Source organism: Bacillus sp. IBL03825, from assembly GCF_024712505.1.
Lineage (GTDB): Bacteria > Bacillota > Bacilli > Bacillales > Bacillaceae_G > Bacillus_A > Bacillus_A wiedmannii.
Genome location: NZ_JAMXKE010000002.1, coordinates 353,523 through 378,902, shown reverse-complemented (window position 1 = coordinate 378,902; position 25,380 = coordinate 353,523). Strand labels below are relative to the sequence as shown.

General features: G+C 33.0%; 9 protein-coding genes and 12 pseudogenes. 11 read left to right on the top strand and 10 right to left on the bottom strand.

Features of this window, described 5'->3' with window-relative positions; translation table 11 throughout:
* Positions 1-277 precede the first annotated feature (277 nt).
* Complete coding sequence (locus tag NHG49_RS29335) at positions 278-643, bottom strand: DUF3221 domain-containing protein (protein ID WP_064474303.1); 366 nt, start codon at positions 641-643, stop codon at positions 278-280.
* Between the two features lie 644 nt (positions 644-1,287).
* On the opposite strand from NHG49_RS29335, the pseudogene NHG49_RS29330 reads away from it, so the two are divergent.
* The 9 genes and pseudogenes from NHG49_RS29330 to NHG49_RS29290 all read left to right on the top strand — a co-directional run.
* A pseudogene (locus tag NHG49_RS29330) lies at positions 1,288-1,392 on the top strand (IS6 family transposase); the annotation flags it as partial.
* An 801-nt stretch (positions 1,393-2,193) separates the two neighbouring features.
* Positions 2,194-3,150, top strand: a pseudogene (locus NHG49_RS29325) (putative mucin/carbohydrate-binding domain-containing protein); the annotation flags it as partial.
* A gap of 80 nt (positions 3,151-3,230) precedes the next feature.
* Positions 3,231-5,477, top strand: a complete 2,247-nt coding sequence (locus NHG49_RS29320; RefSeq protein ID WP_258127016.1) for a putative mucin/carbohydrate-binding domain-containing protein — start codon at positions 3,231-3,233, stop codon at positions 5,475-5,477.
* Positions 5,478-5,772: 295 nt separating this feature from the next.
* Positions 5,773-6,100 (top strand): annotated as a pseudogene (locus tag NHG49_RS29315) (DeoR family transcriptional regulator); the annotation flags it as partial.
* Between the two features lie 864 nt (positions 6,101-6,964).
* Positions 6,965-8,512 carry an NPP1 family protein gene (locus tag NHG49_RS29310; protein WP_222661441.1) on the top strand — a complete coding sequence of 516 codons (1,548 nt, stop codon included), beginning with the start codon at positions 6,965-6,967 and terminating at the stop codon, positions 8,510-8,512.
* 461 nt (positions 8,513-8,973) lie between these two features.
* Positions 8,974-9,114 (top strand): annotated as a pseudogene (locus tag NHG49_RS31770) (Tn3 family transposase); the annotation flags it as partial.
* Between the two features lie 504 nt (positions 9,115-9,618).
* Positions 9,619-10,376 (top strand): annotated as a pseudogene (locus NHG49_RS29300) (ABC transporter ATP-binding protein).
* Between the two features lie 16 nt (positions 10,377-10,392).
* The gene (locus NHG49_RS29295; protein WP_222661443.1) at positions 10,393-12,255 is read left to right on the top strand and encodes an FtsX-like permease family protein; all 1,863 of its coding nucleotides are present in this window, start codon (positions 10,393-10,395) and stop codon (positions 12,253-12,255) included.
* 161 nt (positions 12,256-12,416) lie between these two features.
* Positions 12,417-12,506 (top strand): annotated as a pseudogene (locus NHG49_RS29290) (IS6 family transposase); the annotation flags it as partial.
* A gap of 264 nt (positions 12,507-12,770) precedes the next feature.
* Here NHG49_RS29290 and NHG49_RS29285 read toward each other — a convergent pair.
* The 8 genes and pseudogenes from NHG49_RS29285 to NHG49_RS31560 all read right to left on the bottom strand — a co-directional run.
* Positions 12,771-13,136, bottom strand: a complete 366-nt coding sequence (locus tag NHG49_RS29285; RefSeq protein WP_229135894.1) for an RICIN domain-containing protein — start codon at positions 13,134-13,136, stop codon at positions 12,771-12,773.
* A 369-nt stretch (positions 13,137-13,505) separates the two neighbouring features.
* Positions 13,506-14,582: pseudogene (gene nheC / locus NHG49_RS29280) on the bottom strand (non-hemolytic enterotoxin subunit C); the annotation flags it as partial.
* A 105-nt stretch (positions 14,583-14,687) separates the two neighbouring features.
* The gene (gene nheB, locus NHG49_RS29275; RefSeq protein ID WP_050845448.1) at positions 14,688-15,890 is read right to left on the bottom strand and encodes a non-hemolytic enterotoxin subunit B; all 1,203 of its coding nucleotides are present in this window, start codon (positions 15,888-15,890) and stop codon (positions 14,688-14,690) included.
* Positions 15,891-15,944: 54 nt separating this feature from the next.
* Positions 15,945-17,105 carry a non-hemolytic enterotoxin subunit A gene (gene nheA / locus NHG49_RS29270; RefSeq protein WP_222661449.1) on the bottom strand — a complete coding sequence of 387 codons (1,161 nt, stop codon included), beginning with the start codon at positions 17,103-17,105 and terminating at the stop codon, positions 15,945-15,947.
* A gap of 1,642 nt (positions 17,106-18,747) precedes the next feature.
* Positions 18,748-19,374 (bottom strand): annotated as a pseudogene (locus tag NHG49_RS29265) (IS6 family transposase).
* Positions 19,375-19,507: 133 nt separating this feature from the next.
* Positions 19,508-20,551, bottom strand: coding sequence for a Fic family protein (locus NHG49_RS29260; RefSeq protein ID WP_222661451.1), 1,044 nt, complete (start codon positions 20,549-20,551; stop codon positions 19,508-19,510).
* A gap of 510 nt (positions 20,552-21,061) precedes the next feature.
* Positions 21,062-21,403: pseudogene (locus NHG49_RS29255) on the bottom strand (hypothetical protein).
* Between the two features lie 137 nt (positions 21,404-21,540).
* Positions 21,541-21,884, bottom strand: a pseudogene (locus NHG49_RS31560) (group II intron reverse transcriptase/maturase); the annotation flags it as partial.
* A 336-nt stretch (positions 21,885-22,220) separates the two neighbouring features.
* On the opposite strand from NHG49_RS31560, the pseudogene NHG49_RS31765 reads away from it, so the two are divergent.
* Positions 22,221-22,418 (top strand): annotated as a pseudogene (locus NHG49_RS31765) (hypothetical protein); the annotation flags it as partial.
* Between the two features lie 512 nt (positions 22,419-22,930).
* Here NHG49_RS31765 and NHG49_RS29245 read toward each other — a convergent pair.
* A pseudogene (locus NHG49_RS29245) lies at positions 22,931-23,137 on the bottom strand (ABC transporter permease); the annotation flags it as partial.
* A 988-nt stretch (positions 23,138-24,125) separates the two neighbouring features.
* Between NHG49_RS29245 and NHG49_RS29240 the strand changes: the two are divergent.
* Positions 24,126-25,379 (top strand): MFS transporter, encoded by a 1,254-nt coding sequence (locus tag NHG49_RS29240; RefSeq protein WP_088047353.1) that lies wholly within the window; start codon positions 24,126-24,128, stop codon positions 25,377-25,379.
* Position 25,380 lies beyond the last annotated feature (1 nt).

The following is a 25,380-nucleotide window of genomic DNA, read 5'->3' as shown; positions in this document are numbered from 1 at the left end:
TCAACTAAGCAATCAATTGCCTCTCTTAAACTGGCTATTTAAAAGTGATGAAAAAAACTCAAATGTAGCGATAAAAGTTTTGATAAATCTACAAAATGTAGTGATAAAACGAAGGAAAAACCATGAAAAATAGGCGTATCATGCAAAGTGTTGATACGCCTTAAAACTACATTGTTAAACAACATGTGTCGTCGTGTAGTAATAATGATGTTTATTTAATTATCTTAGTTTCAGTATTACAAATAATGGCTATCTTCTTTTATAAAAAATATATAATTTATTCAATTATTTTTTCGATAACAGGCATAGCAGCAATTGGTGGAATAGAGTGAGTCCATCCTACGGAAAATATGTTTAGTTTTTCACCTACGCTGTAGTTATCTTTGCTAGTAATAGGGACACGTAAGATTTTATTTTGAGAGGCTAATTCCCACCAATTATTTTGATAAGAGAGTGCCTCCACTTTTGTGTTAGTGTCAGCTACAACTAAATAATTATCATCTGCTGAAATAACATATCCAGTGAAAGGTATCTGTATTCGTATTTGTTCTTCGTTAATAGGAGTAGGGTTACTTATAGAATCTGCCGAAATAGGAGTTAATCCAAAAGCTAATCCACATCCTAGTGTTAAAGTGGTTACCATTGTTACTAATTTTTGTTTTTTGAAAACATAATATAAATCCCCCTTATATTTTATCCGTACACGATCATCTTTCTATTTATATATAGAATGTATTCTGATATTCCTAAATCTAACAATTATGTCACAATTGATCCATTGTTTTTTCAACTGGGTATTATTTAAAGATAATATATGTTATAATTCACCAAATTAACTATTAATTGTACCTTCAAAAATAATATATTTCTTCTCATAAACTACGTAAAATCGAGTTAAAATTAATAAATATATACCATTTTTGTAAGTTGGGAATTAACGGTAAATCATAAGTAATATAAATGTACACAAAAGTGTCGATTCTAATAATCTAGATTGGCTAAAAAACTTATATCTTAAATAGAAGACTAGATACATTTTGACTAAATATAGATAATTTTTTGTATTTTTTAGTAGTATAATGAGATTATTTAAAAATGTAATATTATGTATATATGGAAATATTTATCTATTTTTGGGTTATTAGGGATTTATTTTATCTATAAAAGAAAATTAAATATTGATGTATAATTAAAAGTTCTGGTGCGAAAAATTTTATGGGAATTGCAAAAAATCTCTACATCTTGGACATACTGATGCTATTACTCTAAAAAAAGTATGTGATCGGTATGAAAAAGGAAAAAATTTTCATATGCAAGCACTATCAACCTACTATTATCTTATTAACGGTAAGATGGTACCCACGGTACAACCTAAATTTTCGTTATTTGTTGATGCGGATATTCTAGAAAAAGATGGGACAATCCATGACCAAAAAAAATAGAATATTTAAAATCACATATTATAAATTTTTAGAGGAAGCATCCGTAGCGGATGCTTTTTTCTTTGCTATATAAGATTTATATAATAAATGAGAAATTAACTAAGCAGACAATTGAACCCCGCAACTCAAACAACCATACTCATATCTCACAAATTGATCCATAACTAAAATAATTAAACAAACATTTGTTTAATTTTACATAAATGATTTCTTCATTTATAAATTTCTTAGCGTACAAATTCATCAAAATGATATGGTGATCCCAATTAGGATGACGTTCTTTTTAAAGTACTGTTATATCTGAGTTTAGGTGATTAGTTATAACTGTCTAGAAGTTTTTTTATGAGAACATAGTGTGTTAATATTTCGACATTTTTATATATTTTATGTTTTTTTTAAAATAAATGTATTAAAATCTGTTTTTTCTCATACATTCATTTGATTATTCTTCTTTTTAATTGAATTGAAATGTATCCATTTTCTTATATAAATGAGTATATTTATGTTAAATTGTGTAAATATGTGTAAATAGATAATATGAATATGTAAGTAATATTTATTACTTACATATTCATATTTTAAGTATCTAGAAATATAGCGGAGGGATATTATGAAAAGGTGACAGAAACGAAAAATACAAAATTTAGTGATGGTAACCGCCACATTATCTATGTTTACTATTGGAATAACGCCCTCATTAGAAATCTTTGCGGAAGAACAAGCGCAGCAACAAAAAGTATCCGTGTTAAAAAATGATACAATCCAAAAAATAGCGGCACTAGGGTATCCAAATTTAATGGCTGAAATTTGGAAAAGTACAGATTCTAATCCGATTAAACCAGATACACCGAATTCTTCGAATATTTTAGAAGGAAGCCAGTTTGCATGGTCGCTGAAAGGGATTGGAGATTTTGAATTTGCGAAAGTAAATTTAAATAAATCAACAGAAGAAATGCAAATTGATTTAAAAGCAGGTGTACCACATAACTACTTTGATAGTACATATGCAAGTATTAAAGTGCAAAATACATCAGGTAAAGTGGTATATAACAAAGAAATTTATGGAAATAAGCAACATAATGCTGAGCAAGCAAAAATTCCGGTAAAAGTAGGCGATTTTATTGAGTTCACACATTTTGAAGGTGCGAATAGAGCCACTATTACAAATATGAAAAAAAACATTCATGAAAGTTTTGGGAATAAAGCGGTGTATGAGATTACAAAAGAGGGATTGAAGAAAGTAAATCAAATTGTTAATCCGAAACTAGATACAGAAGCTCCCACACAGCCACAAGGACTATATGCAAGCAACGTTACTTCTAACAGTGTAGAGCTAAAATGGAATCCTCCTACAGATAATGTAGGTATAAAAGAATATCAGGTATTACGTGATGGACAATGGATTCAAACGGTACAAGGAACAACATTTACTGATCAGAACTTAACAGCTAGTAAGGAATATAAATATACAGTGAAGGCTGTAGATGCAGCTGGAAATACATCAATTCAAAGTAACATTCTTCCGGTAAAAACAAAAGATCAAAATGTATCTTATAAAAAATGGGATCCGAAGAAGGCATATACAAAGGGAGATAAAGTAGAACATCAAGGGAAAGTGTATGAAGCTGTTCAAAATCATCAAGGAAATGGTGACCCAAATTGGATATTTGCTTTATCGTTATGGAGCCCGCTTATTTTGAATTTTTAAGTTGATGGCATGGGAATTATTTTATATAAATGAGAATCATGCAACAGTCAAAAGTCAAAAACAAAAAAGGAGAAATTATTTTGAAAAGGATTTCATCTTTATTATTAACTATGCCTATTATTTTAGGAAGTATTGCTACGATTCCGCATACAAAGGTTTCAGCTGAAACAATGTCATTCAATCAAGAAACATTCACTTTAGAAACATTGAATCAACAGACAGATCAAGCCATTGCAAATGGTAATTTTGAAGCCCATTTGAAAAATCTCACAGCATATTTAAATGGAAATGTTGGGGGTATGACTGAAGAAAATTTGAAAAAGAAGCTTGCAGACCCAGTATTTGCAGCAGCTTTGGCTCAGTGGCAATTCATATCACAAACAGGTGGTGCAACAATGGATGCATTTGCCAAAAAAGATGCTGACCATCAGAAATTTCTTAGCTGGGCTATGAAAAATACAAGCGTGATGAATACCTATCTTGAAGGTGGTAGTCCAACGGGAAAAAATCCTGTAAATGCACTTGAGATATGGAATACAATCTGGAATGCGGATGCAGATTCTCACGAAGGGTTGTATTTGAAATTAGCGGTAGCTACATCGTTAGCTCATGCTGAACCTATAAAATATTGGACAAACAATCAACCTATTAATCCATTAACAAGGTACCAACATTATAAATCAGCAGATCAAAATAATGAGTTACTTCCTTGCTTTAGAACATATGATGTTTGGCATTTAAGATTAGTAGTGAATACTTGGTCACCAGAAGAAGATTTAACTTGGGCAAGAAATATGATTAATACGGAACATCCAGAACTTAAAAACCAAGATAAGGTAGGGGAAAGTGCATATTTGATTGATTATGTAACCCATAACAAAGATGGAGTTAGTATTCAAGCTGGAAATGATGCATTCTACGGTTTAGGTTGGAATCTTTCTTCCATTTATAGATTTGGCGGGGTATGCGGTAATATTTCGAAGTTTGGTACGCAAGTAAGCCAAGCATTTGGAGTGGCAGCTATGCCTGTTGGACAACCTGGACATTGTGCACTTATATGGAATAACAAGCCATCTTCTTGGAATTTAGGATATGATATATCTGGATGGGGTCAGTCGAGCCGTCATGATGCAACTGTTATTCCTTGGTCAGATAATAGCCCGACAAATCAAGTGCCGTATATGCTACTATTTGAAAATGCTGAACGTGACCCAGTAAAACTAGATCAATCAGAGCGATTACGCTGGTTAGCGAAAGTGATGACTTCAACAGATAATAAAATTGCAATTTATAAAATATCCACCAATATTTTACCAATCAATTTTTTAGTATGGAATGATTACGTTTCCCTTATGTTACAAAATCCAAATGTAACAGATGCTGAGTGGAAAGAATTAAATAACAGTATCATTTCCGTCTTTGCGAATGAACCGCGACCGATGATGGATCTTATTACTCAAATAAAAGACCATGTACCAATTAGAGATGGTATCTTAGAAGGAGACCAATTTGCATGGTCACTGAAAGGGATTGGCGATTTTGAATTTGCGAAAGTAAATTTAAATAAATCAACAGAAGAAATGCAAATTGATCTAAAAGCAGGTGTACCACATAACTACTTTGATAGTACATATGCAAGTATTAAAGTGCAAAACACATCAGGTAAAGTGGTATATAACAAAGAGGTTTATGGGAATAAACAGCAAAATGCTGAAACACAAAAAGCTCCAGTAAAGATCGGCGATTTTATTGAACTTACACATCTAGAAGGCAGAGAGAGGGCAACATTAATAAATTTAGAGAATAATAAACGTGAAAACTTTGATAAAAAAGCAATTTATGAAGTTACAAAGGATGGATTGAAGAAAGTAAATCAAATTGTTAATCCGAAACCAGATACGGAAGCTCCCACACAGCCACAAGGATTATATGCAAGCAACCTTACTTCTAACAGTATAGAGCTAAAATGGAATCCTTCTACAGATAATGTAGGTGTAAAAGAATATCAGGTATTACGTGATGGACAATTGATTCAAACGGTACAAGGAACGACGTTTACTGATCAAAACTTAACAGTTAATAAGGAATATAAATATGCAGTGAAGGCCGTAGATGCAGCTGGAAATACATCAATTCAAAGTAACATTCTTCCGGTAAAAACAAAAGATCAAAATACATCTTATGAGAAATGGGATCCAAAGAAGGTGTATACAAAGGGAGATAAAGTAGAACATCAAGGGAAAGTGTATGAAGCTATTCAAAATCATCAAGGAAATGGTGACCCAAATTGGATATTCGCTTTGGCATTATGGAATCCACTGACATAGGGGGCTGATGGCATTCCCCAAAACTTAAGAATGGAGACAATATAAATTGATGGACATGTATGGCAACCCAACTTAGCGTATTTAATGAATCGATGGTTTTTTAAAAATGTATTATTGTAACAATTACACCATCTAAAATTAAAATACAAGTTTATGCCATAATTCACGAATAAACAAATTTCAGATGCCTAAGAAATTACATTTTCTCAATACCTATTTTTTCTATTAGTTAAATATTTTAGTTAGGTTACGGTAGTAATCTAACTAAAATATATTAAGCAAAGGGGACTGTAATATGGAAACAAAAGCACAACAATTAGTAGCAACTGTATTATCTCAACCCAAGCCTTTAGATGGACAAAAAAAACCGCTCAAGGGGGAACTTTAGTACGGAGAGCTTTCCTTCAGGTACAAAATATTTAAAGTGGGAAATTGAGGGTGGAGGAGATCCAGATTTTATTAGTTTTAATGTTATGAAAGATGTATCTGCTGGTACAGATCACATTGTTTTTCACGATGTATTAAGCGGTAATAGAACAAGTGTAATATCCGCGAGATCATTGTATATTGCGAATCCTAAAAATGCATCTGAACCATTTAAGGCAAGTGTATACGCCATTTTTTTATGCAAAAAGGAAGAGGCTCTTTATCAATCTCTTTCCTTTTTATTTATCGCGAGGGGGTTATTTTCAACTGAAAATAACTGATAGACATAAAATATGGCCTTTGACCCATTTTTGCATGTATCTTGTTTCTAGCGGGCATACCAATCTCTTCAAGGCCTGACACGATTAAAAAAAGAAAATTGTACGGTAAGATAGAAAGCCTTATGTCAATAGGATTAACTTTATTAGTACTTTACTTTAAATAAGAATTGTAAATGTAGCAAAATATTTTTCGGTGTAAATCCGCATTTTCGGAGGATGGGCAAAAGCACCCTATTAATAATCATTGAAAGAAGGGCTGAAAAATGGAAGACAAATTACAAATTGTTGAGAGCCTGTTACAATAGAATGAAGTCAAAAGTCTAAATACCCTTAGGTAGCTCTCATAGGTGTAAGATCTAGGGGGGCTTTTTTAATAAGGGAAACACGAAATTTCACGTACCGTAATGTTTAATAAAAAATAAAATACTTAAACAATAGTCTACATTTAATTTTTTGCCTAAATAATCCGCTTAATGGATACTGCATTGTTTGGGATGTTGCAGAATCCTTATAATAAGGATTCTTTTTTATTATATATAAGCAAAAGAGAACTCTTAAATAAAAATTAGAATAATAGAAGGCCTTCGAAATAGTGCTTTATCTATTTCTGAATATAACACTGATTTGAATTGTATTTCTCAATAAAAAAGAAATGCAAATGGGATAAAATAAACTTTATGATATATATTTAGGGGTCACCACGCTATTTTGAGGATTTTTACGTTTAGACACAGGTTGACCTTTACGATGTATGTTATTTATATAACTAGGAGGGGGAACATGAAATTAATATCAAAAATAGTAATGACTGCGTTAATAGTATTGAGTACATTTGCATTCAACTTAGGTGGAGAATTTGATAAGAGTTTTCTTTCTACCCCAAAAGCATATGGGGATGTAATCAAGGCACTTCCACAAAATGCGTCAAAGATAGAGTTAGATTATGCTCCTGTGTATGACTACGACACAGACGGGTGTTATGCGACTGCAGCAATTTCTCCAGATGGCACGACTAACCCTGGCCTAAGTTTGGGCGGTTCCCCGGAAAGTGTCTGTAGAGATGTTAACCGACTGGAAAATTCAAACACTTATTCTCGGGCCAAATCAAATAATGGTTGGACTGCCATTATGTATGCGAGTTACTTTGAGAAAGATCAATCAACTTCGGGCCCTGGTGCGCTTGGACATCGACATGACTGGGAACACACAATAGTTTGGGTTAAAGATAGTCAGGTTCAATATGTAACTTATTCAGCACATGGTAATTGGTACACTAACCCTCGCTCAAACGTTAGATTCGATGGAAACCACCCGAAAATTGTATACCATAAGGACGGCGGCTCGACACATGCTTTTCGCCTGGCTAATAGCAATGACGAGCCGCCAGAAAACTATTATCACCAGTGGCTCCAACTACCAATGGTTGGTTGGAATGGCTATCCAAGCCCAAATATTCGTGAAAAACTAATGACTACGAACTTTGGAGATGCAACACTTGAGATCAAAGATGGAAGATTTGAAAAAGCCCTTGCTAACGCAAAGCCACCCATTAACTTTGACCCTTATGCACCGGAACTGGAAGATGGTGGTACTTATCAATTAGTTTCTATTTTAAATAATAGTAGTGTCGTTGACTTAAATCAAGCAGATGGAAATGTTCAATTGTGGCAAAATGGCAACGCTAATAATCAAAAATGGAAGCTAGTATATGATTCAAATAAATCAGCATACCAAATTAAAAATATAGCAAATCAAAATTTAGTATTAGCTTGGAATGATCTTAATGGTTCTAATAATGTAGTTGCTACATCTAATCAAAATAAGGAAGAGCAATATTGGATACCAACAGAAGCAGGAAATGGATATTATTATGTAAGGAATAAGAAGGATCAAAACAAAGTGTTAGATGTAAGTGGTTATGGTACTGCAAATGGAACAAATGTTACAGTATATAATTTCCATGGTGGTAATAATCAAACATTCCAATTGTCTAATGTAACAGGGACTTTAACAAGAGAAGTGGAGTCACTCTATAAGGCACAGCCTGGTCAAAGCAGTAGATCAAGTAATAATTTTTCACTTGAACATCTCGCGGCAGGTACCAAAGTACGAGTTGTTTTAGAAGGAGCAGGTGCTACCTCTTTGTCATTTAAAATCTCAAGAGATAAATCAGGTACAGACCCTATAATTTGGTCAAATGTTAGAGATGGTTCTATTCTAACGATCCCTTCAGGAGATGATAGAAAGAATTTGTATATCTCAGGTCCTCCTAGTGGATATACTTCTAACGGTACATTTAAAGTAAAATTCTACGCTCTTTCAAACTAAAAAATATTATAACGTTTCTATTCCTTTTATATTAATCTAATTAGAAAATGAGTATGCATACTTCAAAATTTTTTTTTCGGCTTGCTCGATTGGATTAACTATATTAATAGGAAATATAGTGTTCTGTTGCAAAGTTTTGTTAAGAGATAAAAAGGTGGGGTTAAGTACAGCTGAAAAACCGAAGTCTGAGCCATGACTTCGGTTTTTTTTATATAGGCCTAGTGATGGGGTAGCTGTTCTGGCCCGTAGCATCATTTCATAATAATGGATTTTTGTATTTTTAATTGCTAATTGTCCATCTAGTGCTGTTGCAAAGTTTTTTAAATGAAAGGGTAGCACCACATCGCCATCAAGCTAACAAAAACGAAATACCCCCGAACCGAAAAAATGGGAGTATCTCTGTTTTATATATCCAACTCAATTTCTTCGCGCTATTACAGGAATAATCGTCATAAATATTTGTTGAATGTGGGAGAAAAGTTCATGTAGAATTAAATAAAGGAGAAAGTAAACATGCTCTTGCTCAAGCTGTATTTTTCAATCGATTTGGAGAAATTCGTGTTTGTTCTTATGAGGACCAATTACATAGAGCGAGCAGTTTGCAACATCTGTGTTATTCATTTTATATAATTTCATTTATAGTATCGATGGAATTACATTTCATTAACATTACATTTTTTTATATTAGGCGATACCTCTACATGTAAGTTACCAGAAATTGCGATAGTATAAGTAAGGTGTTTTTGCCCATCCCCTCGAGATGGGGGAATAAGCAAATTAATATCGCATATTCCTAACGTTTGAAAATCAATATATTTATGTTATATAAGCGATATTGTTCATAAAAGTGTATATTTGATGTCATTTAAACCATTTATCCTTCATTGTAACAATCCGATCAGCATTTGGTGTTTTTTATGTGTATCCTTCCCATATTAAAGTAGATGGTTTCAAGCGAAAAAAATACCCCATTATATACCACAGAACTCATTACCGAATGAATGGATTCTTACGAAAATGTAAGGTTAATGTTATATAAATCAATTACAGTTCCCCTCCCCAAAGCGCAAAATAGATAATGGTAAAACAAGCGTAGGAGGATATATATGACGAAACCAGTTGTAGACGTGAAAAACGTTCAAAAAGTGTACGGTAAAAAAGGTGAGAACCAATCACACGCGTTAAAACGTGTATCATTCTCAATTCAAGAGGGTGAGTTTGTCGGAATTATGGGACCATCTGGTTCTGGTAAAACGACATTATTAAACGTAATTTCAACGTTAGATAAAGCAACGGGCGGCGTTGTTGAAATTGCAGGAACAGATATTACGAAAATGAAACAAGGTGAACTTTCTGATTTCCGTTCACAAAAGTTAGGATTCATTTTCCAAGACTTTAACTTATTGGAGAACTTATCTATTTACGAAAACATCGCTCTTCCACTTTCCCTTCAAGGTGTTTCATCACGAAATATTGGACAGAAAGTAGAAAAAGTAGCTGATATGTTAGGCATTTCAGCAATACTTCAAAAGTATCCATCTGAAGTATCTGGTGGACAGAAGCAACGTTCAGCAGCAGCGCGCGCGTTAGTGAACCAGCAATTATTTTAGGGGACGAGCCAACAGGAGCGCTTGATTCTAAAAATGCAACAAGTTTACTAGATGCGATGACAAACTTAAATAAAGAACAAGGTGTATCGATTATGATGGTTACGCATGATCCGTACAGTGCAAGTTACTGTCAGCGTATTTTATTCATTCAAGATGGTGAGCTATATAAAGAAATTCACCGTGGTGGTTCACGTGAAGAGTTCTATAAAGAAATTTTAGACGTGCTTGTAGACTTAGGAACACAAAAAGCGTAAGAAAGAAGGCTCATGTATGTTATTTAAACTTTCCATGTCAGGACTAAAAAGTAAGTTGCAAGACTATATTGTCTTACTTGTTGGTCTTATCGTATCTATTTCTACTTTTTATATGTTTCAAACGTTATCACTAAATAAAGCGTTCCTTGAATCCAATCCACATGCTAATACGGTTGCAATTGCATTCCAAATCGGTTCTTTTTTATTAGCGATTGTAACGTTTTTCTATATTTTATATGCAAATTCTTTCTTATTATCTCTTCGCCAAAAAGAATTTGGTATGTACATGATGTTAGGGGCAAAAAAGCATAAAGTTACCTTACTTATGTTTATTGAAACAATCGTAATAGGTGCCGCATCTCTTGCAATCGGAATCGCAGTTGGTGTAGGGCTTGCAGAAGGTATTGGTCAGTTATTAATGAAGCAGTTGGAATTCTCTGGTGAAGATTATAAAGCATTTTATATTCCATCTATGACTATTACTTGCCTCTTTTTCTTTGCACTATTTATAGTATCAGCAATCATGAATAGTATGAAATTATCTCGTATTTCTGTATTACAACTTGTACATGCAGATGCAAAAACAGAGCGTATCGCTGTAAAAGGAAAAATGACAGATGTAGTTGCATTCCTTGGTCTGATTTTGCTAGGTATTGGGTATGCATCACTGATCCATATAGCACATTTACAGGAAAAAGAGCTATTAACCGTACCTAAATTCATGGGTATTGGATTAATCACAGCAACAGTCGGTACTTACATGTTATTTGGATCACTTCTCCCAGTTATGCTTAACAAGATAAAGAGTAATAAAAAACGTCTTGAAAAAGGGCTGAATGCTTTTACTTTTGCACAATTGAATTTCCGAATTAATAGCCTAACACGGGTGCTTGCAACGGTAGCAATCCTAGTGGCTCTTGGCGCTGGTGGAATTGCGTGTGGTATGGCATTTAAAAATAACGTTCTAAAGACGACTGATAAAGAAAAAGTTTACGATTCAGTCGTTCATAATCCAACAGCGGAAGAAAAGAAAATTTTGAGTGGCATCTTATTTCAAGAGAAGTTTGAATATCGCTACAAAGTAGATGATCAGTATGTATATTATATAAAAGAAGATGTAGAGAAAAATCGTCCTTTAGCACAAGATAGTGAAAATAGGAAGATGATGAAAGTTTCAGAGGAATTTCCTAAGGATGCATTTACATTGCCAAAACAACTGTATAAACTGTATAACGATAATACGAAAACAAAACAATGGAAAGAAGCTTTCTTCACAATCCAGCCAACTTATATGTATCCTGATCATAAAATAAAAATTATAGACCCAAGCATATATGATAGTATGAAGGATAAAGAAAATACTGTGTTTATTGGGAAAACAGATGATTTTGGAGCACATTTAAAAGAATGGAAAAAACTTGATGAATTACAGGTAGCGAAATATAAAAATGTGAAAGCGGAAGAATTAGGTAGTACGTATCAAATGTATAATCTGAGTCATGGTATGGCCAGTGGATTCATGTTTATGGGCTTCTTCGTTGGAATTGCGTTCCTAGCAATGATGGCAAGTTGCCTAATGTTTAAAATTCTATCTGGTGCATCGAAAGACAGCACACGTTATCAAATGCTTCGTAAAATCGGTGTCCGCCAGGGGTTATTAACACAATCGATTTATAAAGAGTTATTCTTCATATTCTTAGTACCGGCAATTGTGGGTATTGCTCATATATTAGTTGGTATGAACATGTTCAATCCACTTTTGATTGATCCGTATTTCCGAATTTGGTTGCCACTTGTCATTTTCGTAGTGATTTACTTAATTTACTACTTGATTACAGTTCAATTGTATAAAAGAATTGTACTTCCGAAAGAAAAATAGTTTTACAAAACATACAAAATGTTAAACTGGGGTACAGAAACGATTCAAAGAATAACCCGCCACATCTGAAAATTTCCAATTTGGGCGGGTATTTTTTATTATGTTTTGTCTTGTAGTATTCTATATAAAGCAGATCTTGAAACATTGGTAATTTCACAAATATGGTCAAAAAAGGACAAACTCTCCAAGGGGAGAAGTCTGTCCAAAGGCAGATATATCTTATCAATGAACTTTTTGGTTTAACAGCATAACGTTCAATACCGCTAGGAATCTTTTACCCTTCTTTCATATCCCACTATTTTTGCAACAGAACCTAAAAAAACGACACCCTTTCTCATTTATATTATTAAGAAAGAATAACGCCTTTTTTAAAAATTCTTAAGTTGATGGGCATGCGGCTGTACCCCAACATTCGTTAGAATAGAAAAGAGGCATCTTTCCGAAGCAGGAGAGATGCCCGATTTTACAACAATTGAAATTCAAGATGAAATTTTTTTCTACCAGAATCTTATAATTTAATTTAGTCTCTGTAATTTAAATTTTTGATTATTACTAGCTGTAAATGGATATACTATAACATTTGTTCCATCTTTAGTACCAGAACCAGTTACATCTAAATACCTAGAGTTTTTCTTATTTTTTAAATAAAAATATCCATTTCCTGCATCTTCAACTATCCAATAATGCTCTTCATAGTATTGGTTAGGTGTAGCAAAAACATTGCTAGAACCTTGATAGTCATTCCAAGCTAATATTAAATTTCCATTTGTTACACTTTTAATTTGATAGGCCTTTTTATTTGAATCATATACTAACTTCCATTTTTGATGATTACCGCCGTTATTGCTCCATAAGGTAACATTATTCGTTGATCGATCCATATCTATAACGCTACTATTATTTAACGCAGAAAATAGTTGATAGGTACCATTCAAATTAGCTCCAGGAATGTTTTCTCCTACTTCTTTATATATGACATAATCCATTCCATTGACCGTTGCTATTACTGCATATTGGTCTTTTAAGTTTAATGGAAGCTGGTCAATCCACATGCTTGCATTTGGTCCTCCGCTCCACATATTATGAGTAGTCCGTTTTGTTAAATTCATAACTTTATAGGACGCATTTGGTGCATTTGCTCCCGTTTTTATTTCAAATGTATAGGCATTGTGTATCGGTTTGTAGAAATATTGAACACTTGACGGACGAAGTCGATCCATAAGATCCTGCTCTTCTTTCTCCGCAATTTTCACCGATTCATATAATTTATCAGCATAATTCTTAAGATCTTGCCAGCTATCTTTTGCTGTATTAAGATCTGCTTTTATAAAAGCAAATTCTTCTGGGGTAATGAATGTGATATTTTTTACTAAATTATTATATTTTGCTGCTACAGTATCCCAACTATTAGACATTTTCTGTATAGAAGTAATAGCTGTGTCAATTGTTTCCGCCATATTCGTAGTCTTATTTTTTGCATCAGTTATAATAGCTATTTCTGCTTGTGCCCCAGAAATTTGTGCTTTTAAAATTTCTATTTCTCGCTCAGCAGATGCAATATTACTTTTTGCTGTTGCGATCAGCGGTCCACCAATGATACACGTTATTAACGTCGCGCAAAGTACTGAACCTGCAATAATTTGATCATTGCTTTTTTTGATAGACTCATTATACCCATTAATTCGCTGTTCTAAATACGGAATACCTGCAGTTGTACTAGCTAAAATAGTCGTTAATTGATTTGTATCTTGTTTAAAGTTTTGCGTATCTGCTGTCATTTTATTTCGGAATGTTTTCAGCTGTTCCAATAGCTCGTTAACTTCACTTTTATTAGTCAATATACTTTGATACAATTTTTCGAGCTCAGTTTTCAATTTTTCAGTATCTTTTTGATCTATTGCATCTAGTAAAATACTATAGTGTGTTTGAAATGTATCATTATAATTTACAATGTTTTGATTCGTATTCATAATACGTGGTTTAAGATTATCTAACCAATAGGTCGCGTTTTTTTTTGCATCGTCCTGGTGCTTCAACATGTTTGCTCGTAAATAACTATTAAGAGAACTTATACCACTAAGGTCTGTCTCTTGTTGATTGCGTATTGTTTTGGCATATGAATCCATAACAAGTACATTAGACATTGCTGGTGCTAGTACATCTTGAAAGCCCTCAGGACCAAGTGAATAATTATGAATGGTTTCTTGCGATATAGTTGTATGGACTTTTTGTTCTGCCGCGAAAGTATGAAGTGGTACTATATTACTTGTTACCATTCCAGCAATCATCATTGATAATAGGAATTTCTTGTACAATTTCTTATTCATATTATCCCACCTACGCTTTTTAAGAATTCGTATCTTTTAGTGAGCAGTGAGGAAGTTCCCTGCTCAAGTTTGAACAGGGAACCCTTATCACATAAAATCAATTGATTATTTTGTATCTACTAATTTAATATCGGTTTCATAAAGATTTGCAGCAGTATCTCTAACTTCTTTCCAACTATCTTTAGCCACATCGAGATCCTCTTTTATGAAAAATAGATCGTTAGGGTCCATAACTGCAATATTTTTAAGTAAAGATTTATATTTTGATCCAACTACATCCCATTTGGTTGAAAGATTTTGTAGTGCAGTAATTGCTATATCAATAGTCTCTGTTAAGGATTCAGTTTGCTCTTTTAGATTGGTTAAACCAGCTACTTCTAATTGAGCCTGGGTTATTTGTCCTGTTATATTCTTAATCTCTTCCTGAGCCTTATCCATCTCTTGCTTTGCTATAACAATTCCCGCTATACCACCTGCTGTTGCTCCTAAACCACCTACAATGAACACCACTCCTAGTTTAGCTCCTAAACCAGTACCAATTAGAACTGCTCCGCCTATAATAGCAAGTGGGCCTAAAGCCGTTGCAACTGCTGAGGCAATAAGCAGTTTATTATATTCAGCAATTGTAGCATGATACGTTGTGAGTTGATTTTGCAACAGCGGAATTCCAGCATCTTGACTTGCTAAAATAGACGTTATTTGAGTTGCATCTTGTTTAAAGTTTTGCGTATCTGTTGCCATTTTCTTTCGGAATTCTCGCAGTTCTCCTAATAATTCGTCCACTTCCGCCTTATTTGCTACAACATCATTATTTAGCCTTGTAAGTCCATTTGATAATGTTTCCTTGTCCTTATTGTTTACAGCTGTTATTAACGTATCATAGTAATTTTGAAATTTAGTATTATAATTAATAATATTTTGATTCGTTGAAATCATTTGCGGTTTAAGTTTATCTAACCATTGCCCTGCATTTATTCTGGCAATATTTTGATCATTAATTATTTTCGTTCGTAAAGATGTATCAATTGAATTGAGCCCATTGAAATCAGCATTTGCTTGTTTAATGATTGTTAAAGCATAAAGGTCCATTACTAAAGCATTTGACCCTGTATTTGTTATTGCCTCTTTAAGACCCTCTGGTCCTAATGAATAATCCGGGTAATCGCCCGTTGTACCTGTTTTAGCGTGAATAGGAGTTGATTTTGCCGTGCTTTCCGCTGCAGAAGCATATGTTGGCATGATACTACCTGCTGCCATTACCGTTATTAATGCGGATAAAGCCATTACTTTATAAGGCTTTTTTGTCATTTTTGTCTTCTCCTTTAACTTTCAGTATAATCATATTTCACTCTTTGCTTAAACTTAATTTATTGTTACATTTGAAATGAAATTTTCAAACTTTTTTGTTTGCAAATACAGTTCATCACTGAATTCTTTGAGCTGAATTAATTGATTTTGCAATCCAACACTATCCATGTGTGCCCCTGCACTCAGATTGAGTTGGATTTGGATCATTGTATCATTTAGCGCTTTCCAATCATTCATCAAATATTCAAAAGTAGTAATTTGCCTCTTAATCATCTCAGTAAACCCATTCATTTGATCCTCAATAAAAGTCATTTCAGTCACTTGAATTTGCGTTTCTGCTAACTGCTGAATTAGTGGTAGTAATTCCTTTTGTTTCTGCTCAATAATCCTAGCAGAAGCAGCTGTTTGGCTGTCGAAAAGATCTAAAATTCCACCACCAAGAGATGAAATAGAGATAAAATCTATAGTTTGAGTCTGAGCTGCTCCGCCCGCAATCGTAAAGACTTGCTTCCCAATATTTATAACGCCGTTACGAACTTCATTTGGTCTATTTAAAATTTTTGCGAGTTCTACCAGTATCTCTTCTTGAAGTCTTTTTATATCAGCTCTTAGCTGTGTAACAGTTCCATCTGACCCCTCTAAGGATTGAATTGCTATTTTTGCTTTTTCAGAAAACCCTTTGTTATCTTGAAGCAATAAATCATTAAAACGATTTAGCTGCAATAAGGTTTGGTTCATACTATCTTGGATAGTTTGTACGTCCTGTTGTAGTCTATTAAAAGCATTTACAAAACGCACTTTTGTTTCCGCATCTGTATTTACCGTTCCGGCTAAATCATATAATGTACCATAATAACCATTGAATCTTGTACTAAAACGCTGCATATCTTGATTTAAATCAACTAACTTAGGATTATATTCATCTAACCATTCGCGAACATGATTTTTTACAAATTCTTGGTGATTCGTTAAACTGCTCATACCAGTCCCTTTAATGGTTGGTTGCTGTAAAATAATTAATCCATATGCTTGTGCTAAAGGTGATTGTGAACCTAACGTTCTAATCGAATGTGATAATGTATTCGCATTTTTGACATTTTGTACATATGTTGACTCTGATTTAGACTGCACCTTCTCCGCGTAAACACTTACATAGTTGGAAGGACTTGCTAATATTGCTGTAACCATTAATCCTGTAACTAAAGTTTTTTTCACTTGAACTCCTCCTTTTCTTATTTTTTAAAGAGAGATTCTAGATTAAGTCTGTTACAATTACTATTTTTATAAAGGGAATAGCAATAGATATTGACTAGATTCTTTCTTATTCTCCTTTTTCGGGGATGGAAAAAGATACCCCCTATTAGAATATATAAACGTCAGAAAATACGCAATTTTATGATTAATCACCCACTATAAGATAATAGTGACTAGTTTTTTTATGTTTTGTTATATATATGCCATTTGAAATATATATTTTTTTTTTGGTAATGTCATATTTATAATAAAAAGATATATATGAATTAAGAAATCCATCGTTAATTGTCATAAATTCTATAATGATTTTGAATGTGCTTATCTTTCCAAAATGTAAAAATAAATACTCTTAAATTATGTTGGGGAATAAAATTTAACCTGTGACCGATTTTTACGCGTATCTAAGCTTGTACCCCATGCCATATTGGGAAAATCGTACACTTGGACACAAATTGGACACATTTTAAGCGTTTTATGTACGTTAAGAGACATCTGTCCAGAAAATCTATGTTTATGGACAGGCGATAAAACTCAATAATATCAACGTTTTGTAGCTATAATCGTGTTCATAAAGTGTGTATATAAATCAGTGTTCAATTAAACTTAGTATTTTATCTTTATGAACATATACTCATCTTAAAAAAACACTGTAATGATAAAGGTTTGTAATCCTTAGCGTACAATTTTCCCGAAATGGTATGGTGAGGTCTAAAAGTAAAATAAAATTGTCAAAAGATGATACCAATTTGATACTACCCAATATTGATATCGAGAATGAAAATAATTTAAGAAACTAAAAAAAAAACAATACGCCAAAATTTTTATCAATTTGTAAATAAACAATAAAAATAAAAGAGAATAAAGCGTATATAATCCTAATGGAAGTGTTGCATTAGAAATGGATAAAACCGTTTCTTCATCATCTTTACCAAATTGTGAAAATTGGGATTGTATCGTTAACAAAATATTATCAGCTGATAATGCATATATTTGAATGCGCGTTTCTTTTCCAGACCAATCAAATATCTTTTTTGAGTAATAGGGTCAGTATGTTGAAGTTTTAGAGATTACTTACACATCTATTAAAATTTTTGCACCAGAACCATACAATGTAATTGAAGCAATCCAGGAAACGAAAGATGGGGAATGAAATAGTCAATATTCAGTAAATAGTCTGCTTTTGTATGGAAGAAGAACCTAAATTGGATTCTTCTTTTTTATCGTTTTCCGACAGAAGACTCCTTCCTCAAAAATGTGAAGGTGTGAAACACCAATTTTAGGTGGGAGATGAATGTCGGTTGGCATAAGCCAACATGTTTGCTATCATTTACTTGTACAGATTGCTCTTCGAAAACTGAAGATATGAGGTTGGTTGCAGAAAATCGTTCCAACCGTAAAATCTTCAACGTTCTATCGCCCCATTCTTGCCGAAGTTGCGAAAACCAAGCTAAAGTAGGGAGTGTGGTGCGTCAACGTACAAGATATTTGTGTTCTCACCGTAGGGACTACGGGTAGAGCCTGCTAAGATAACCGGTGGATACATCGGTGTTCGCAGGAATCTCCCACTTCAAAAAGTCCGTAAGGACGTTAAGTGGTGAGTAGTTCAAACAATCGTTAGTAATTGATATAGTTCATTATACGTCGAAAAAAACGAAGTTTGGTTGTTGCAAACTTCGTTTTCGTGTATATAGAGCATGAACGGTTTCAACATCTTTTACATGTCTATAGTCTTGTTCGACGAGATTGTTCAAATGTTTGACTGTACAATGAGTTGTTTATAAAAACCTTGTACTTTTAATTTGTTAAATGTGCAAAGTAGTGCTGGGGCCTTGTCTGTTTTGAGAACCGTTGGCTCTCCAAAAGCCTTCACCAATCTTTTCATAAAGGCATAGGCTGTCTGATGATCTCTAGTTTTTTGAAGTTGAATATCCAATTTACATCCATTATTAAAGATTTTACGATATAAATAACAACATTTTCCTTTCACTTTTATATAAATCGCATCTAATTTCTAGAATGATTGAACCTTTCTATTTTTCTTCTTCCAGATTTGATAGATCAAATTACCATATTCATGGCCCCAACGCATAATCGTTTTTGGGAGAATATGAAATTTTCAGATTCTTTGAGGACCTCAGATACACCTCGATAACTAAAAAAACAAAAGTAATAGCCAACGGCTATCACAAAATTATCTTTCTTGAATTGTATTACCTTTCAAATATCCTATCTGTGATTTTTCTCATTTTCTTTTCTGAAAGTGATCTATTACTCAGGATTTAAGCCTCCTTTGAACTATATGGTCATAAATGAATTACATTTTTCTTTGGCCGATAAATTTTTAATAATCGTAAAAAAAGGAATTAAACCCGTGTCCATTGAGCATTTCTTCCTCGTGAAGCTAGCTTTATAAGACCAAGAGACTGGAAGGAAGCTAATGCTTTACTGATTGTACTTTCGGCAATATCTGGATAAACGTCACGAATATTTTCTTTAGTAAAAGTTTTTTTTTGCCTAATTATATAATTTTTAATTCGCTCAATTTTAGTATCCCTACATATAGAATCTTGAACTATTAGATGTAAATCCTGATATGCTTCTAATATAATTGTTAAGAATATTTTTATCCAAAAACTGATATTATGCCCACGACAGTACCAATTAACTGAAGATTTAAAGATTGAATCATAGTATTTTGATTCATGTTTCTTTATATATTTATCTAAACATACATACTTTATAAATGTATGTTCACTCTTCATTAATAGTAATTGTATCAATATGAATGCGAGTCTTCGATTTCCCTGGTCAAAAGGGAGAATACAATAAAAATTCAATATAAATTGAGCTATTAATATAAGTGAATGAAACTCCTTATTCTTCACTAATGTATTATATTGCTCACATAATTGTTTTACAGATTGGGGGATAAGTTCCCGAGCTACTGGACGATAGCTACTGGAATGCATCCCATATTCAGGAACACCTGGGACAATAAATTGTTTTTTACGCCACATTGCACAGTCAGAAGTAATATAATGTATTAATTGAAAATGTAATTCTTGTATTGTCTCTGAGTCAACGGGTAGATTATGGAACTTTTTTTGCACAAGAGACATTGCTTGATAATAACAATATACGGCATCTTCTTCTATTGTTTTGGGTAACATTTCGTTCAAAATCAGTTCTTTTAACCTTTTATTCGGAACTTTTATATCCATAAAAACAGTATTAAAGTTTTTTATGTAATGAAGGGGGATAGTTTTCTCCAAATTATTGAATATATCAGGGTTTCTGTCTTGATAAGCGGATATTTTTCCTTTGTATTCACTAATTTCACTTATTAAACTTACCAGTTCTCTTTGTAGCTCTATATCTAAGTATTTATCCTCAAAAAAATCTCTCATTTAATACCTCCATTGATTATTAAGTGTTGCTACATAAATTAATCTACTCTAAAAATATTTTACAATAATTTTTTACGATATTACTACTGAGGGTGTTGCAAAACTCATAAATATCCAATCTTTTTATATAGATAGGCTCTCATACAAGAAAAGCATGCGAGCCTATCTATAATCGGGAACTACCTTTCATTATTATAAAGAAAAAATCCATATAAAACCAATAAGTTTTTCTATATTAAAACGCTACATTTTCTATATTTTATAGTAAGATTAGTGATTGAGGGTACAATTTTTCAAGAGAAAAAGGCAAACAATATAAATACTTTCTGAAAGTGATCAATTCAAGTTCAACAAAAAGCATTTGTTATTCTATAGCAAATGCTTTTTGACAAATTAAACACTTTTTTATAACATAAAAAAGGAATTGAGTGGCTAGACTCAATTCCTTTGGTGAAGCTATTTGTCAACGAACACCAGGTAAAAGAATCCTTCGTTAAACGTTGGATTCTTTTACTTTGTCTGTAACATGAATTTTAATACTGGATATGCCATTTTTCTTGTTGAACATCCTCGTTTGAGCGCTAATTGTTGTAAGAGTTTTTGTTGAAATGGTGATATTTCAATTTTTACAAAATGCTGAAAAGCATGAGATTACATTACAGGTAGACCCTCTTTATAGATATAGTCTAAGCCCTCTATTACTAACTCCGATGCGGTTTGATTTAGATTTTCGTTATACAATGCGAACTCTTCCAGTCTTTCGAACAAATGTGGTTCTAATGAAATAAATAACTTTTTATTTTCTTTTCGAAGCTTATGTTTTTGACCTTTCCAGTAATTTTGCTCTTGCATAACTGCATGATTGTCGATAGGTAAGTCTGTGAGGTTATTTCTAACTTTTCCCCCGATCCGCACAGTACGTGCCACTTTCATGGCATACCGCGCTCCATCTATATTGTAGTTTTCTTCTCACCCAATAATGATAAGTTCTAAGTAAACAACGCTAGTTTTTCGTTATTTGTTTCCACTTCAGTTTGTGATTTCATACAGATTTCCTCGTTTTTAACTAGTTTTCGCAATTTGTTGAGTTTGTTTAACTGTTCCTCGTTAAGTTGTAGCTCAAAGAGTAGTTGGTTAATGATTTCAACTTTGGTTGCCTGAATTAGTCTGTAAATACTCGATTTAACAATTGTAAGGTTTTTGCAGCTATCGTCCTTTGTTTCATTCCATAATTGCTTGTGACAACAATGGATGTCCCACAGGATAGAAGTTTCTCCGCAGTTACACTACATCTGCCTTTTTGAGCTACGTATAGGGAGATTCGAGGTACATTTAATTTCTTAAGTTGATAACGATGTGGTGGAATCCCCATTACGCTCTTAACTTAAAAAAGATTTTAATAATATGTCCTTGCCTACGCACCGAGAAACCACTTATTTTTCTCTACATAATCTCCAGATACAGTCCATATCAACTATAGATTCTTGTTTTATGCTAAATGCATGCTCAAACAAAACAAGGAGGTAATGAAAAAAAAACATTATTAGCAGCAACACTTTTAAGTACAGGATTATTTGCGGGTGGTGTAGTAGGTACAGAAGATGTAAAAACGGATGAAAAAATAAAAGTTACTGTTGCAGATAAAGATGGAAATATAACGTATAAAGAAATTGATGGAAGTGAAATTTCAAAAAACGCAGTACCAGCAACTCCTAAAGGTGATGTAAAAGAAGATGCAAGAATGGATAACCTAAAGTCAAATGAAGGTAATTCAATTTCAATGAGTGCAGATGGAACAACTTCTTTCTCACAAGACTTTAATGCACCTAAAGATGCAGTACCAGCAACCTCTAAAGAGGATGTAAAATAAGATAATTAAATTGAGAAATCAAAATCAAAAAGAACTGGGCATAAATAGCCCGGTTCTTTTTGATTCCTACAGTTTTTTTTAAAGAGAGCTTTGCCCACATGTCCATCAAGCTAGTAAAAATAAATACCCCAAAAATGGTAAAATTGACATCCCTAGAGTAAAAATGTAAAAAATTATTGTATAGGGGCAGCATAAAACCTTAGCTTGATAGCGATGGGGTACCGCCACATCGCTATCAAGCTAAGACGTTACACTATCCATAAAGCAAAAAATACGTTATCCCTTCCTCTGATTCTGCAGAAAGAATAGCGTATTCTTTCATTTTAAAAAGAATTTTATTTTCTTAGCTTGATAAAGATGTGGTGCTACTCCATTAGTAAAACAAAGAATTTAATTAGCTCACTAAAAAAGTGACTTTAAGTAAGAGGTATATATACGGAATACCATTAGCATTTCTCTCATTTTCCACTTTAATGTATGGAATGAATTATTTGACGCAAATAACTTCTTCTAACTAAAACTGTAAATAAATGGAAGTATAAGAAACTAATTGTAAATAAAAATAATACAACTCCTACTAGTACACTAAGAATAGATAGTATCGCATTCACTTGTTTACTTTCTAACCATTTTAATAACGGGGAATCAAATATAAAAGGTCGATATGCGTTTGTATAATCATTTGGAATTATCTTTGTAAGTTTTTTAGCCACATTTTTATAAGCACAACGAGTTAGCGGCCCGTTAGCGTATGAACAGAGTGTAGCAAGCGGCGAGTCATAGTCGATAGTGAACTTCTGTCATATTTATAAAGAATAATAAAATTTGAGTGGGATCCTGCTGGATTAATAGCTATGTCATAAAAATCATGACATTTTGACACTACCGTATGTGACAGAAAAACACTTAGTATCAAAGAGCAGTTTTTAACACATTAACAATAAATGAGGAGGGGGAGATTTTCATTGCGTATGATAAAAAATTTAAAGAGGCATGGAAGGAGAAATAGGTATGACCTATTTATGAAAAATAAACCAGTAACGAGAGTTTTTTAAGGAAAAGAAGCAATTTCTATGATTAACATACATGTGGAAAAAGAGGAATTTACCATTTGTTAGAACTCAATAGCTTTTGTGAAAATAATATTGAGTAAGATAATTGCAAATTTACCTTGTTTTTATCTGAATTTTCCAATTTGATTATTTCAACTTTATGAAGATAGTAGCTAGAAAATTTGTGTGATAGTATTTTAAATAGAAAAAAAAGACAATTCTGAAAAGGGGGGTGTAATTTGGATGGTTTAACTATTGTGAATTTTAGGGTTAGATAGCTATTAATGGATTATTTTCATTGAGTAGAGTTTTAGCTTGTAGAATATGAAAATCAAAGAAAGTTTTTCAGATAAATTAATGAAATATTATCTTTTTTTACTGTGGTTGTAATGACGATATAACTAGAAATCATTTAATTTGTCCACGTTTATAGGTGAAAAAGATTATTTAGAGTCAGAAGTGAATGTATAAAAACTGAAAATAAATATATTTGAATGCATAAATTATACCAATGATATTAAATTTTATAGTTATTGAAGTTTGAATACTATTAAATTTCGGATGGATATATGTAGAGTTATAAATTATATGCAAAAAAGAGGTATTGTGTACACGAAAACATCCGTTTTAGTAAATTTAAGGAGCACATTTTATGAAAACTACCGATTCACAAGGCCTATTAGGAAATAGGGTTTATTTACAAGTTTTTTCTGCCTATTCATTGCTTATGCTTGGTGTTTTTATTGATATGTTAGCGATTATGACTATAGTTGGGTTTGAATGGGAAGTAGATCCTACTATGATTGGATTGATCCCTGTTGCATATGCACTTCCTGGAATTATTTTTGGCTCATGGGCAGGTGTTATTGCAGATCGTTTTCGAAAAATTCCAATTATGATGTTCTGTAATTTGATGGTTGGTTTAATAACAATTGCTCTTTTATTTGTACAAAATATCCACTGGCTCTTAGTGGCATTAATGATTCGTTCCATTTTTATTGTTTTCTATTATCCTGCACAACAAACACTAACAAGACAAATTGTATCCCCAGATTTGCTTACTAAAGCAGTAAGTATCAACGGAATAGTAGAGCAGGGTACCAAGATAGTAGGCCCACTTATAGGGGGCATGTTGCTGAGCTGGTTTCAGCCAGAGTTCTGCCTAATTATAAGAGCTATAAGTTGTTTATTAGCTACTTTAGTTCTGATACCCACAATAAAATTCAAAGAAACTATATCAAAAGAACTTGTTGAAAAGCAAAAGCAAAGCACTTGGGCTGCTTGGGTACAAGGGTGGGGCTATGTGTTATCTAATCGGATAATATTATCAACTATGATTTTCGTTACAATAGCCATGGCAGTATTACAATTAGTAGACTCACAATTCCCGACTTTATTTAAGAGCTTATTCCCACATGATAAAAGTAAAATGGGATATATCATTTCTATTATTGGTCTTGGCGGAATACTTGGTGCATTACTAACTCAGAAATTAAAACAATTTCAATATGGTTGGGTAGTATGTGGAGGCATGGTTTTAATGGGAATTGGTTTTGGAGGGATTGGTTTGATAACGCCCGGTACGGTCTTCGTTTTGGCCTATCTGATTAGTTTTATCGCTGGTATTGGAAGTGGGCTGATGCTTGTATCTAATCAAGTCATTTTACAAATAGAATCTGATCAAGATCAAGTAGGAAGAGTATTTGGTATTCAAAGCAGTTTAACAAACGCAGTTCTAATTATTTCTCCTGCTATGAGTGGCCCATTAGTGCATTTGTTTGGAGTAACTCAACTCTATGTTTATGGCGGGATTGGGCTTGTTGTCATTGGAGTAATTGGAGTTTCACTGCAGAAATATTTATGGGCTAAACATAAACACGAACCTATAAGAGCAAATAATTTTTGAA

Coding starts and splice junctions, on each gene's coding strand:
- NHG49_RS29335 (WP_064474303.1), bottom strand. CDS start 643: ATGGTAACCACTTTAACACTAGGATGTGGATTAGCTTTTGGATTAACT.
- NHG49_RS29310 (WP_222661441.1), top strand. CDS start 6,965: ATGAAATTAATATCAAAAATAGTAATGACTGCGTTAATAGTATTGAGT.
- NHG49_RS29295 (WP_222661443.1), top strand. CDS start 10,393: ATGTTATTTAAACTTTCCATGTCAGGACTAAAAAGTAAGTTGCAAGAC.
- NHG49_RS29285 (WP_229135894.1), bottom strand. CDS start 13,136: ATGGATCGATCAACGAATAATGTTACCTTATGGAGCAATAACGGCGGT.
- nheB (WP_050845448.1), bottom strand. CDS start 15,890: ATGACAAAAAAGCCTTATAAAGTAATGGCTTTATCCGCATTAATAACG.
- NHG49_RS29260 (WP_222661451.1), bottom strand. CDS start 20,551: ATGAGAGATTTTTTTGAGGATAAATACTTAGATATAGAGCTACAAAGA.
- NHG49_RS29240 (WP_088047353.1), top strand. CDS start 24,126: ATGAAAACTACCGATTCACAAGGCCTATTAGGAAATAGGGTTTATTTA.